Origin of the sequence: Pseudomonas sp. GLN_2, from assembly GCF_043106005.1 — a bacterium.
Lineage (GTDB): Bacteria > Pseudomonadota > Gammaproteobacteria > Pseudomonadales > Pseudomonadaceae > Aquipseudomonas > Aquipseudomonas alloputida.
Genome location: NZ_JBICMC010000012.1, coordinates 18,241 through 30,428 on the forward strand (window position 1 = coordinate 18,241; position 12,188 = coordinate 30,428).

The 12,188-nt window shown below is 61.8% G+C and carries 13 protein-coding genes; all 13 read left to right on the forward strand.

The window, feature by feature from the left end:
* Nucleotides 1-2: 2 nt before the first annotated feature.
* The 13 genes from fdx (at nt 3) to ACF8Q6_RS02975 (ending at nt 11,943) form a co-directional block, all read left to right on the forward strand.
* On the forward strand, nt 3-344 hold the full coding sequence (gene fdx / locus ACF8Q6_RS02915) for an ISC system 2Fe-2S type ferredoxin (RefSeq protein ID WP_012051250.1): 342 nt from the start codon (nt 3-5) through the stop codon (nt 342-344).
* A 10-nt stretch (nt 345-354) separates the two neighbouring features.
* Nucleotides 355-555 carry a Fe-S cluster assembly protein IscX gene (gene iscX / locus ACF8Q6_RS02920; protein WP_003248529.1) on the forward strand — a complete coding sequence of 67 codons (201 nt, stop codon included), beginning with the start codon at nt 355-357 and terminating at the stop codon, nt 553-555.
* 88 nt (nt 556-643) lie between these two features.
* The gene (gene ndk / locus ACF8Q6_RS02925) at nt 644-1,069 is read left to right on the forward strand and encodes a nucleoside-diphosphate kinase (RefSeq protein ID WP_003248526.1); all 426 of its coding nucleotides are present in this window, start codon (nt 644-646) and stop codon (nt 1,067-1,069) included.
* A 28-nt stretch (nt 1,070-1,097) separates the two neighbouring features.
* Nucleotides 1,098-2,243, forward strand: a complete 1,146-nt coding sequence (gene rlmN, locus ACF8Q6_RS02930; RefSeq protein ID WP_010952067.1) for a 23S rRNA (adenine(2503)-C(2))-methyltransferase RlmN — start codon at nt 1,098-1,100, stop codon at nt 2,241-2,243.
* 14 nt (nt 2,244-2,257) lie between these two features.
* On the forward strand, nt 2,258-3,019 hold the full coding sequence (pilW, locus tag ACF8Q6_RS02935; protein WP_012051251.1) for a type IV pilus biogenesis/stability protein PilW: 762 nt from the start codon (nt 2,258-2,260) through the stop codon (nt 3,017-3,019).
* The gene (locus ACF8Q6_RS02940; protein ID WP_003248520.1) at nt 3,016-4,032 is read left to right on the forward strand and encodes a RodZ domain-containing protein; all 1,017 of its coding nucleotides are present in this window, start codon (nt 3,016-3,018) and stop codon (nt 4,030-4,032) included. Before pilW ends, ACF8Q6_RS02940 begins: the two co-directional genes overlap by 4 nt.
* A 3-nt stretch (nt 4,033-4,035) precedes the next feature.
* A complete protein-coding gene (ispG, locus tag ACF8Q6_RS02945; protein ID WP_392490892.1) occupies nt 4,036-5,145 on the forward strand; it encodes a flavodoxin-dependent (E)-4-hydroxy-3-methylbut-2-enyl-diphosphate synthase in 1,110 nt (369 codons plus the stop codon).
* Nucleotides 5,146-5,170: 25 nt separating this feature from the next.
* Entirely contained in the window at nt 5,171-6,460 is a 1,290-nt protein-coding gene (gene hisS, locus ACF8Q6_RS02950; protein ID WP_392490893.1) for a histidine--tRNA ligase, read from the forward strand.
* A 39-nt stretch (nt 6,461-6,499) separates the two neighbouring features.
* Nucleotides 6,500-7,141 (forward strand): tetratricopeptide repeat protein, encoded by a 642-nt coding sequence (locus ACF8Q6_RS02955; protein WP_003248514.1) that lies wholly within the window; start codon nt 6,500-6,502, stop codon nt 7,139-7,141.
* Complete coding sequence (gene bamB / locus ACF8Q6_RS02960) at nt 7,142-8,284, forward strand: outer membrane protein assembly factor BamB (RefSeq protein ID WP_003248513.1); 1,143 nt, start codon at nt 7,142-7,144, stop codon at nt 8,282-8,284. It begins immediately after the preceding gene.
* A gap of 116 nt (nt 8,285-8,400) precedes the next feature.
* The gene (gene der, locus ACF8Q6_RS02965; protein WP_003248512.1) at nt 8,401-9,864 is read left to right on the forward strand and encodes a ribosome biogenesis GTPase Der; all 1,464 of its coding nucleotides are present in this window, start codon (nt 8,401-8,403) and stop codon (nt 9,862-9,864) included.
* Between the two features lie 151 nt (nt 9,865-10,015).
* Nucleotides 10,016-11,164 (forward strand): pyridoxal phosphate-dependent aminotransferase, encoded by a 1,149-nt coding sequence (locus ACF8Q6_RS02970; protein ID WP_392492738.1) that lies wholly within the window; start codon nt 10,016-10,018, stop codon nt 11,162-11,164.
* Nucleotides 11,152-11,943, forward strand: a complete 792-nt coding sequence (locus tag ACF8Q6_RS02975) for an amidohydrolase (protein WP_392492737.1) — start codon at nt 11,152-11,154, stop codon at nt 11,941-11,943. The genes ACF8Q6_RS02970 and ACF8Q6_RS02975 overlap by 13 nt, the downstream gene beginning before the upstream one ends.
* The last annotated feature ends 245 nt before the right edge of the window (nt 11,944-12,188 follow it).

Consider the following 12,188-nt stretch of genomic DNA (forward strand, 5'->3'; position numbering starts at 1 on the left):
CGATGCCGCTGGTGACATTCCTGCCGCATGAGAAGTTCTGCCCCGAGGGGCTGACCGTGGAGGTGGAGCCTGGGACCAACATCCTGGAGTTGGCCCACGACCACCACATCGAGATGGAAAGCGCTTGCGGCGGCGTCAAGGCCTGTACCACTTGCCACTGCATCGTGCGCAAGGGCTTCGATTCGCTCGAAGAGGCTGACGAGCTGGAAGAGGACATGCTGGACAAAGCCTGGGGCCTGGAAGCGCAATCGCGCCTTGGTTGCCAGGTTTTCGTCGCTGACGAAGACCTGACCATCGAGATCCCCAAGTATTCGCTCAACCATGCCGCCGAAGCACCGCACTGAGGGCCTGTACATGAGTCTGAAATGGGTTGATGTACTTGAGATCGCAATCCAGCTTGCAGAAAGCAAGCCTGAAGTCGATCCTCGTTATGTGAATTTCGTGGACCTGCACCGCTGGGTGCTGGCATTGCCAGAGTTCAGCGACGATCCGTCACGCGGCGGTGAGAAAGTGCTCGAGGCAATCCAGGCCGCCTGGATCGACGAAGCCGACTAAGCGTCACTTGCAGGTTAGGCAATCCCCCGGAACCCGCGTATAATTCGCGGGTTTAATTTTTCGTAACACTCATATTCTGGAGTTTTCCATGGCTGTTCAACGTACTTTCTCCATCATCAAGCCTGACGCTGTTGCCAAAAACGTCATCGGCAAGATCACCACTCGCTTCGAAGAAGCCGGCCTGAAAATCGTTGCCTCGAAAATGAAGCAACTGTCCAAAGCCGAAGCCGAAGGCTTCTACGCTGAGCACAGCGAGCGCGGCTTCTTCGGTGACCTGGTTGCCTTCATGACTTCCGGTCCGGTCGTTGTCCAGGTTCTGGAAGGCGAGAACGCCATTGCCAAGAACCGTGAGCTGATGGGTGCTACCAACCCTAAAGAAGCTGCTGCCGGCACCATCCGCGCTGACTTCGCCGAGTCGATCGACGCCAACGCCGTTCACGGTTCGGACTCCGAAGCTGCTGCTGCTCGCGAAATCGCTTACTTCTTCGCTGCTACCGAGGTAACCACTCGCTAAGCGAAAGCTTACGGGTGAGGGTGAATCCATGACGACATCTACTGGCAAAATCAACCTGTTGGGTCTGACCCAGCCGGAAATGGAACAATTCTTCGACTCTATCGGGGAGAAGCGCTTCCGTGCCGGCCAGGTGATGAAATGGATTCACCATTTTGGCGTGTCCGACTTTGCGGCCATGACCAACGTAGGCAAGGTCTTGCGCGAAAAACTCGAGGCCGTTGCCGAAATACGCCCACCGGAAGTGGTCAGTGAAGACATTTCCGCCGACGGCACCCGTAAATGGGTGATCCGCGTTGCCTCCGGCAGCTGCGTCGAGACCGTCTATATTCCAACCGACGACCGCGGCACCCTGTGCGTATCGTCGCAAGCCGGCTGTGCCCTGGACTGCAGCTTCTGCTCCACCGGCAAGCAAGGCTTCAACAGCAACCTCACTGCCGCCGAAGTGATCGGCCAGGTGTGGCTTGCCAACAAATCCTTCGGGACCGTTCCTGCCAAAGTCGACCGCGCGATTACCAACGTGGTCATGATGGGCATGGGCGAGCCCTTGCTGAACTTCGACAACGTCATTGCCGCCATGAAAATCATGATGGATGACCTTGGCTATGGCATTTCCAAGCGCCGTGTCACCTTGTCCACCTCGGGCGTGGTGCCGATGATCGACGAGCTGGCCAAGCACATCGACGTGTCGCTGGCCCTGTCGCTGCATGCGCCGAACGACGAACTGCGCAACAAGCTGGTACCGATCAACAAGAAGTACCCGCTGAAAGTGCTGCTGGAATCGTGCATGGGCTACATGTCCACCCTGGGTGGCAAGCGCGTGCTCACCGTCGAGTACACCCTGCTCAAGGACGTCAACGACCAGCCCGAGCATGCTGCGCAGATGATCGAACTGTTGCGCGATGTACCCTGCAAGATCAACCTGATCCCGTTCAACCCGTTCCCGCATTCGGGCTACGAGCGACCGAGCAACAACGCCATTCGTCGCTTCCAGGATCTGCTGCACCACGGTGGCTTCAACGTCACCACCCGTACCACGCGCGGCGACGACATCGACGCTGCCTGTGGCCAGCTGGTCGGCCAGGTCAATGACCGTACTCGCCGCAGTGAGCGCTACATCGCAGTTCGCCAGCTTTCTGCGGACGTCGAACTGCCAGACAGCGCCGCCAGCCACTGACAGGTACCTTGCCCATGAGCCTGCGCGCCGCGCTGTCGATCCTTGCGCTTTCGCTGCTGGCCGGCTGCGTGTCGGGCGGCGCGAGCGACCCCTTGGCCAGCCGCCAGGGCAGGGTGGAGGCAGGGCGGGCTTATGTGCAGCTTGGCTTGGGTTATTTGCAACAAGGTTTGACCGAACAGGCCAAGGCGCCGCTGGGAAAGGCCCTGGCGCTGAATGACCAGGATGTCGATGCGCACGCCGCCCTGGCAGTAGTGTTTCAAGCCGAAGGCGAGCCGGCGCTGGCCGAAGCACACTTTCGCAAGGCCTTGCTGATAAGCCGCGGTGACACGCGAATTCGCAACAATTACGGCAGTTTCCTTTATGCTCAGGGGCGATTTGCCGAAGCCAAGCAGATGTTTCGCCAGGCCAGTGCCGATACCCTGTATCCTGAGCGCTCACGCGTGTACGAGAATCTGGGCCTGACCGCCCTGAAGCTCGAACGCCGCGATCAGGCGCACGCGTATTTGTTGAAAGCGTTACAACTCAACCCGCGGCAACCAAAAGCGTTGCTGGAAATGGCTGAGTTGTCCTACGAAAACAGGCATTATGTGCCGGCCCGGGACTACTACGATCGTTTCAGCCAGTTGAGCGACCACGACGCCCGTAGCCTGCTGCTGGGCAGCCGCCTTGCCAGGGTGTTCGACGAGCAGGGCGCACTGGCCGAATTGGGCCAGCAATTACAACGACTTTATCCCGGTACGCCGGAATACCAGCAATACCTGTCGGAGCAACGATGAACGCCGCGCACCCCGAAGTAGCAGTAGCGCCTGGCCAGAACCCCGGTGAGCTTTTGCGCCTGGCCCGTGAGAAACGGGACTGGTCTCAAGCCGAGGTGGCCCGCAAGCTCAACCTCACTGTCAGTTCGTTGAACCACGTGGAAACCGGCGCCTTCGACAAACTGCCCGGGCATACTTTCGCTCGTGGCTACATTCGCGCCTACGCCAAGCTGATGGACCTCGACCAGGCCGCCCTGGTAGACGCCTTCGACCGTTACACCGGTACCCACGCCAAAGGCAGCGACGTGCATTCGCTGGGCCGTATCGAAGAGCCTGTGCGTCTGTCGCACAACATCCTGCGCGGCGTCAGCCTGCTGTTGCTGGTGGCTGTGGTCGGTGGTGGCTTTTTCTGGTGGCAGGACCAGGGCAGCCTGCGGGGCAAGGACCTGGCCAAGATTGCCCTGGAGCATGTCGAGGTCGAAAGCGCCGACGGCACCACACAGATTCACCCGCTCGATGAGCCTGAAGACCAGGCCGTTTCCGCTGGCCAGCAAGCTGAAAGTGCGCCGTTGGCGCTGGAGCAGGGCGCTGCCGAGCAGCCTGCTGCCGCTGAACAAGCACCGGTAAGCTCTGAGGCCGCCATTGCCGCAGCGCCTGCTCCAGCACAGCAAGCGCCGGTGCAACCCGCACCTGCGGCTTCGCCTGCACCGGTTACGCCTCCGGTACAGGCCACTGCTGCACCTGCACCTGCACCGGCCGTGGCGGCCACCGAGCCTGCCGCAGTGCCAGCTGGCAGCGCCAAGGTCGCCATCCAGTTCACCGCCGATTGCTGGACCCAGGTCAGCGACGGCAACGGCAAGGTGCTGTTCAGCGCCATCAAGCGCAAGGGGGACAACCTCGAGCTGACCGGCAAGCCGCCATTCGCGGTACGCCTGGGCTTTGCCCGGGGCGCCCAGGTCAGCTACAACGGCCAGGCCGTCGATGTTGCCCCGTTCACCAGTGGCGAGACTGCTCGCCTGAAGTTGGGACAGTAAGTCATGCACGGCGAATCTCCGATCAAACGTCGCGAATCCCGCAAAATCTGGGTTGGCAATGTGCCGGTGGGTGGTGATGCGCCCATCGCGGTGCAGAGCATGACCAACACCGACACCAACGATGTCGCTGCCACCGTGGCGCAAATCCAGCGTCTGGTCGACGTCGGCGTGGACATTGTGCGTGTCTCGGTGCCGGACATGGACGCCGCCGAAGCGTTTGGCAAGATCAAGCAACGGGTCAGCGTGCCGCTGGTCGCCGACATCCATTTCGACTACAAGATCGCCCTGCGCGTTGCCGAGCTGGGCGTTGATTGCCTGCGGATCAACCCGGGCAACATCGGCCGGGAAGACCGTGTGCGCGCCGTGGTCGATGCCGCCCGCGACCGCGGCATTCCGATTCGTATCGGGGTCAACGCCGGTTCGCTGGAAAAAGACCTGCAGAAGAAGTACGGCGAACCAACCCCGGCCGCGCTGGTCGAGTCGGCCCTGCGCCACGTCGAGCATCTCGATCGCCTGGATTTCCAGGACTTCAAGGTCAGCGTCAAGGCCTCGGACGTGTTCATGGCTGTCGAAGCCTACCGTCTGCTGGCCAAGCAGATCGTACAGCCGCTGCACCTGGGCATCACTGAAGCCGGTGGCCTGCGTTCGGGGACGGTGAAGTCCGCCGTCGGCCTCGGTATGCTGCTGGCCGAGGGTATTGGCGATACCATTCGCATCTCGCTGGCGGCCGACCCGGTCGAAGAAGTGAAAGTCGGCTACGACATCCTCAAGTCGCTGCATCTGCGTTCGCGTGGCATCAACTTCATCGCCTGCCCGAGCTGCTCGCGGCAGAACTTCGATGTGGTCAAGACCATGAACGAGCTGGAAGGGCGTCTGGAAGACCTGCTGGTGCCGCTGGATGTGGCGGTGATCGGTTGCGTGGTCAACGGCCCGGGTGAAGCCAAGGAGGCCCATGTGGGGTTGACCGGCGGCACGCCGAACCTGATCTACATCGACGGCAAGCCTGCGCAGAAACTGACCAATGACAACCTGGTCGATGAGCTGGAAAAGCTCATCCGCCAGAAAGCGGCCGAAAAGGCCGAAGCTGACGCGGCGCTGATCGTCCGTGGCTGACACACCGAATTCGTAAGGACTTTTCGTGAGCAAATCGCTGCAAGCCATCCGTGGCATGAACGACATCCTGCCAGAACAGTCGCCGCTGTGGCGCTACTTCGAAGGCACCGTGGCCGGGCTGCTGGACACCTACGGGTACAGCCAGATCCGCACGCCGATCGTCGAGTTCACCGAGCTGTTCAAACGCTCGATCGGTGAAGTGACCGACATCGTCGAAAAAGAGATGTACACCTTCGAGGACCGCAACGGTGATTCGCTGACCCTGCGCCCTGAAGGCACCGCGGCCTGCGTGCGAGCGGTGCTCGAGCACGGCATCACCGGCAACGGTCAGGTGCAGAAGCTGTGGTACATCGGCCAGATGTTCCGCCACGAGCGCCCACAGAAGGGCCGCTACCGTCAGTTCCACCAGATCGGCGTGGAAGTGTTCAACCTGGACGGCCCGGACATCGATGCCGAGCTGATCATGCTGACCTGGCGCCTGTGGGGCCTGCTGGGCATTCAGGACGCGGTCAAGCTGGAGCTCAACAGCCTGGGCACCAGTGAAGCCCGCGCACGCTACCGTGACGCGTTGGTCGAGTTCCTCTCGGCGCGCCTGGAGCAACTGGACGAAGACAGCCAGCGCCGCCTGAAGAGCAACCCGCTGCGCATCCTCGACAGCAAAGACCAGAACACCCAGGCGGTGTTGGTCGGGGCGCCGAAGCTGGAAGACTACCTGGACGAAGAGTCGCGCGTGCACTTCGAAGGCCTCAAGGCCCGCCTGGGCGCAGCCGGTATTCCGTTCGTGATCAACACCAAGCTGGTACGTGGCCTGGACTATTACAGCAAGACCGTGTTCGAGTGGGTAACCGACAAGCTCGGCGCCCAGGGCACGGTGTGCGCGGGTGGCCGTTACGACGGTCTGGTCGAACAGATGGGTGGCAAGCCGACCACTGGCGTTGGTTTCGCCATGGGCATCGAGCGCCTGATCCTGCTGTTGGAAACGTTGGGCAAGGTGCCGGAGTCCATCAGCCGCCAGATCGACGTTTACCTGTGTGCCTTTGGCGAGCAGGCGGAGCTGGCAGGCCTGCGCCTGTCCGAAGGCTTGCGCGACCGCTTGCCGGGCCTGCGCCTGGCTGTCAACGCGGGGGGGGGCAGCTTCAAGAGCCAGTTCAAGAAGGCCGACAAGAGCGGTGCACTGTTCGCCCTGATCCTCGGCGACGACGAGCTGGCCAAGCAAGAGATCGGCTTGAAGCCCCTGCGTGGCCAGGGCGAACAACAGAACATTGCCTGGGATGCTCTTGCAGAGCACCTGGAAACCGCGATCGCGCAGGCGTAACGCGGTTCAACAAGCGAATAGGCGAAAAGGAGTATTGGGGTGTCGAGTACCGATGATGATGACCTGGCAGGGGTCAAGGACTGGTGGAACCGCAACGGCAAGCCGCTGCTGACCGGTGCATTGCTGGCTGGCGTGGTGGTGTTGGGCTGGAATACCTGGCACAAGTACCAGACCAACCAGTCGCAAGGTGCCTCGCAGTTGTATCAGGCGCTGATTGAAACCAGCCTGACACCGACCGGCCAGCCTGACGCCACCAAGGTCGCGGAACTGGCTGGCAAGCTCAAGAGCGAGTTTGGCGGCACCGCTTACGCCCAGTACGGCAGCCTGTTCGTGGCCAAGGTCGCGGTCGACAGCGGCAAGCTCGATGACGCCGCAGCCGAGCTGAAAAGCGTGCTGGACAAACCGGCCGACGTTACCTTGGGCGAGATTTCGCGTCAGCGTCTGGCGCGCGTACTGGCAGCCCAGAACAAGGCCGAGGATGCCCTCAAGCTGCTCGACGGCGACGCCGACAAAGCCTTCCTGGCCAGCCGTGAAGAGTTGAAGGGTGACCTGCTGGTGCAGCTGGGTCGCGCCGACGACGCACACAGCGCTTACGAAAAAGCCAAGGCTGCGCTGTCCGATGACGCGGCGGTCGGTGGCCTGCAATTGAAGCTGGATGACCTGGCTAAAGGGGACGCGTAAGTGATCGGTTGGAAACATGCAGCAGTGCTGACCCTGGCCGTACTGGCCGCAGGTTGCAGCAGCAACAGCAAGAAGGAACTGCCCCCGGCCGAGCTGACCAAGTTCACCGAGGAAGTGGTGCTGAAGAAGCAGTGGAGCCGTTCGATCGGTGACGGCCAGGGTGAAACCTACAACACCTTGGTACCGGCCATCGAGAACGACCGTATCTACGCTTCCGACGTCAACGGCGAAGTCTTCGCCCTCGACCGCATCACCGGTGACGTGGTGTGGAAGAAGGACCTGGAGCTGCAGGTTTCCGGTGCAGTTGGCGTAGGCTATGGCCTGGTCATGCTCGGCACCCTCAAGGGTGAAGTCATTGCTCTGGACTCCAGCACCGGTGAAGAGCGTTGGCGCTCGCGCGTGACCAGTGAAGTGCTGGCCCCGCCTGCCAACAACGGTGACGTGGTGGTGGTGCAGACTCAGGACGACCGCCTGATCGGCCTGGATGCCGCCACTGGCGACCGCCGCTGGATCTACGAAAACTCGCCGGCCGTGCTGACGCTGCGTGGCACCGGTGCGCCGATCGCCACCAACCGCCTGGCGGTTGCCGGCCTGTCCACCGGCAAAGTGGTCGCGGTTGACATCAACAACGGTGTGCCGGTGTGGGAAAGCCGCGTGGCCATCCCGAAGGGCCGTTCCGAGCTGGACCGTGTGGTTGATATCGACGGCGGCTTGCTGCTGTCTGGTGGTACCCTGTACGTCAGCACCTACCAGGGCCGTGTAGCGGGCCTGGACCTGGAAAGCGGCCGCGAGCTGTGGCAGCGCGATGCTTCCAGCTATGTGGGTGTCGCCCAGGGCTTCGGTAACGTCTACGTCAGCGAAGCTTCGGGTACCGTGGAAGGTGTGGATGAGCGCTCTTCCAGTGCCCTGTGGAGCAACGACAGCATGGCTCGCCGCCAGTTGACCGCCCCTGAAGTGTTCAGCAGCTACGTGGCTGTGGGTGACTTTGAAGGTTACCTGCACCTGCTGAGCCAGGTGGATGGCCGCTTCGTCGGCCGTGAGCGTATCGACAGCGATGGCCTGCGCGCCCGCCCACTTGTGGTCGGTGACACCATCTATGTCTTCGGCAACAGCGGCAAGCTCGAGGCACTGACCATCCGCTGAAGCTATGCTTGAAGCCTTGGCGGGCTTCAAGCCGCGGCGTAGGACACGCCGCCCAAACTCCGGCCGCTGCCTTGCAGCGGCCTTTGCATTTTCAAGAATTCGAGAGTGGAGAGCCGATGGTTCCCGTAATTGCCCTGGTGGGCCGCCCGAACGTCGGCAAATCCACCATGTTCAACCGCCTGACCAAGACCCGCGATGCCATCGTCGGTGACCTGTCGGGCCTGACCCGTGACCGCCAGTATGGTGATGCCAGCTGGCAGGGTCGTTCCTTCATCCTGATCGACACCGGTGGTATCACCGGTGACGAAGTGGGCATGGACGAAAAAATGGCCGAGCAGTCGCTCATGGCCATCGAAGAAGCCGACTACGTGCTGTTCCTGGTTGATGCCCGAGCGGGCATGACCGCAGCAGATCAGATGATCGCCGAGCACCTGCGCAAGCGGAACAAGGCCGCGATCCTGGTTGCCAACAAGATCGACAACATCGACCCCGACGTTGCCCGCGCCGAATTCTCGCCAATGGGCATGGGCAACGCCATTCCGGTGGCAGGCTCCCAGGGCCGGGGTATCAGCGCCTTGATGGAGGCCGTGCTCGGTCACCTGCCGCGTGATGCCGAAGACGAAGCCCTCGAACAGGATGTTGCTGAAGGCGAGGAAGCCGTGCGCATTCCTGGCCCAAGCGAGAAGGATGGCATCAAGATCGCCATCATCGGCCGCCCGAACGTCGGCAAGTCGACGCTGGTCAACCGCATGCTCGGCGAAGAGCGTGTGGTGGTCTACGACGAGCCGGGTACTACCCGTGACAGTATCTACATTCCGTTCGAGCGTGATGGTGACAAGTACACCTTCATCGACACTGCCGGTGTGCGCAAGCGTGGCAAGATCCACGAGGAAGTCGAGAAGTTTTCGGTGGTGAAGACGCTGCAGGCGATCAAGGACGCCAACGTCGTCATCTTCGTCATGGATGCCCGCGAAGGGGTGGTCGACCATGACCTGAACCTGCTGGGCTTTGCTCTTGAAGCCGGTCGCGCGATCGTCATTGCCCTGAACAAGTGGGATGGCATGGAGCCGGGTGAGCGCGCCTACGTGAAGACCGAGCTGGAGCGCCGGCTGTTCTTCGTCGATTTTGCTGACATCCACTTCATCTCTGCGCTGCATGGCACGGGCGTGGGCAACTTGTACAAGTCAGTGCAGGCTGCGTTCCAGTCCGCGGTCACCCGCTGGCCGACCAGCCGCCTGACGCAGATCCTCGAAGATGCCGTGAGCGAGCACCAGCCGCCGATGGTCAATGGTCGCCGCATCAAGCTGCGCTATGCCCACCTCGGCGGTGCCAACCCGCCGCTCATCGTGATCCACGGCAACCAGACCGACAGCATTCCCAAGTCGTACTCGCGTTACCTGGAAAACACCTATCGCCGGGTGCTCAAACTGGTCGGTACGCCGATTCGTATCGAGTACAAGGGCGGCGAGAACCCGTACGAGGGTAAGAAGAACACCCTTACCGATCGCCAGGTCAACAAGAAACGCCGCCTGATGTCGCACCACAAGAAGGCCGAGAAGAAGCGTCGCGACAAACGCTAAGTAGCGCCATGTGGGGGCGAGCAAGGCCGCCCCCACAGATGCCCTTTGATCCAGAGCAATCCCCCTATTGTTTCAACCTTTTTCCTGACCGCTCGATCCGCTATGCTCGGACTCCACCCCGTGCCGGATATACCCCAGGAAAGAGGGCTCCATGATCCGCAGCAAACTGCCGAATGTCGGCACGACCATCTTCACCACCATGTCCCAGCTCGCCGTGCAGACTGGCGCGCTCAACCTGTCCCAGGGCTTTCCTGACTTCAATGGCCCGCAGGCCCTGCTCGATGCAGTGGGCCGGCACGTGGCTGCCGGGCATAACCAGTATTCGCCGATGACCGGCCTTCCGGCTTTGCGGCAGCAGGTAGCGGCCAAGGTCGAGCGGCTGTATGGGGCCAGGGTGGATGCCGATCAGGAAGTGACTATCACCCCCGGCGCCACCGAGGCTATTTTCTGTGCCATCCAGGCGGTGGTGCATGCCGGTGACGAAGTGATCGTCTTCGACCCCTGCTACGACAGTTACGAGCCGTCCGTGGAGCTGGCCGGTGGTCGCTGTGTACATGTGCAGTTGAGCGACGGCGACTTCCGTATCGACTGGCAGAAATTCCGCGATGCTTTGAGCCCGCGCACGCGCATGGTCATCCTCAACTCGCCACACAACCCCAGCGGCGCGTTGATCACCCGCGAAGACCTCGACCAGTTGGCCGCACTTATTGCCGACCGCGATATCTACCTGGTCAGCGATGAAGTGTACGAGCACCTGGTCTACGACGGCGTACGCCACGCCAGTGTGCTGGCCCATGAGCAGTTGTACTCGCGTGCCTTCGTGGTCAGTTCCTTCGGCAAGACGTACCACGTTACCGGCTGGAAGACCGGTTACGTGCTCGCGCCGCCTGCCCTGAGCGCCGAGCTGCGCAAAGTGCACCAGTACGTCAACTTCTGTGGCGTGACGCCGCTGCAGTGTGCCCTGGCCGACTTCATGGCCGGGCACCCCGAGCATATTGATGAGTTGCCGGCCTTTTACCAGGCCAAGCGCGACCTGTTCTGCGGTTTGCTGGAAGGCTCGCGTTTTAACTTTGCCCGCACGACGGGCACTTATTTCCAGTTGGTGGACTATTCGCAAATCCGTCCGGACCTGAACGATGTCGACATGTCGCTGTGGCTTACCCGCGCACATGGCGTGGCAACCATTCCGGTATCGGTGTTCTACCAGCAACCCATCCCCGAGCAACGCCTGGTACGCCTGTGCTTTGCCAAACGAGAGGAGACGCTGCGTCAGGCAGCGGAAAGACTATGCGCGATTTGAGTACACTGCCGAACCTGAAAGTCGCCCTGGTGCAAACCACCTTGGCCTGGCACGACCGCGAGGCCAACTATGCGCACTTCGAGGTGCTGCTGGAGCAGGTGGGCGAGGTTGACCTGGTGATCCTGCCGGAAATGTTTACCACCGGTTTTTCGATGCAATCGGAAAGCCTGTGCGAGCCGGAGAACGGTCCGACCTACAAATGGCTGAAGGCACAGGCAAAGAAGCACCACGCGGTGATTACCGGCAGTGTGATCATCCAGGCCGCCGATGGCAGCCACCGCAACCGCCTGTTGTGGGCGCGGCCGGACGGCGAGATTCTGCACTACGACAAGCGCCACCTGTTCCGCATGGCCGGTGAGCACAAACATTACACCCCAGGCGAGCGGCAGGTGCAGTTCGAGCTCAAGGGCTGGCGGATTCGCCCGCTGATCTGCTACGACCTGCGCTTCCCTGTGTGGAGCCGTGACGCCCAGGACACCGACCTGCTGCTGTACACCGCCAACTGGCCGGCCGCGCGTCGCCAGCACTGGAACCGCCTGCTGCCGGCGCGGGGGATCGAGAACCTGTGCTATGTGGCGGCGGTGAACCGGGTGGGCACGGACGGTAAAGGCTTTGCTTACTCTGGTGACAGCCAGGTGCTGGATTTCCAGGGCGAGAGCCTGCTCAGTGCCGGGGAGGCGGACGGGGTGTTCACTGCAGTACTGAGCGCGGCGGAACTGGCGGCGTACCGGGCCAAGTTCCCGGCCAACCTGGATGCCGATACCTTCGAGTTGCACTGACAGCAGGGCCGGCTTCTTCGCGGGTAAACCCGCTCCTACACGGTGTGGACTCACACACCGTAGGTTGGACACAGGCCACCGTAGGAGCGGGTTCACCCGCGAAAGGGCCGGCCCTGCCAGCCAATTTCCACCGGCCGTTCACCGTTGCCACCGCCACCGTATTCGCGGGTAAACCCGCGCCTACACACGTATCGGTGGTTGGGGAAAGGCCGTCGTAGGAGCGGGTTTACCCGCGAAGAGGCCGG

Excerpts from the sequence above, each read along its gene's own strand:
- fdx (WP_012051250.1), top strand. The coding sequence starts at position 3 with ATGCCGCTGGTGACATTCCTGCCGCATGAGAAGTTCTGCCCCGAGGGG.
- iscX (WP_003248529.1), top strand. The coding sequence starts at position 355 with ATGAGTCTGAAATGGGTTGATGTACTTGAGATCGCAATCCAGCTTGCA.
- ndk (WP_003248526.1), top strand. The coding sequence starts at position 644 with ATGGCTGTTCAACGTACTTTCTCCATCATCAAGCCTGACGCTGTTGCC.
- rlmN (WP_010952067.1), top strand. The coding sequence starts at position 1,098 with ATGACGACATCTACTGGCAAAATCAACCTGTTGGGTCTGACCCAGCCG.
- pilW (WP_012051251.1), top strand. The coding sequence starts at position 2,258 with ATGAGCCTGCGCGCCGCGCTGTCGATCCTTGCGCTTTCGCTGCTGGCC.
- ACF8Q6_RS02940 (WP_003248520.1), top strand. The coding sequence starts at position 3,016 with ATGAACGCCGCGCACCCCGAAGTAGCAGTAGCGCCTGGCCAGAACCCC.
- ispG (WP_392490892.1), top strand. The coding sequence starts at position 4,036 with ATGCACGGCGAATCTCCGATCAAACGTCGCGAATCCCGCAAAATCTGG.
- der (WP_003248512.1), top strand. The coding sequence starts at position 8,401 with ATGGTTCCCGTAATTGCCCTGGTGGGCCGCCCGAACGTCGGCAAATCC.
- ACF8Q6_RS02970 (WP_392492738.1), top strand. The coding sequence starts at position 10,016 with ATGATCCGCAGCAAACTGCCGAATGTCGGCACGACCATCTTCACCACC.
- ACF8Q6_RS02975 (WP_392492737.1), top strand. The coding sequence starts at position 11,152 with ATGCGCGATTTGAGTACACTGCCGAACCTGAAAGTCGCCCTGGTGCAA.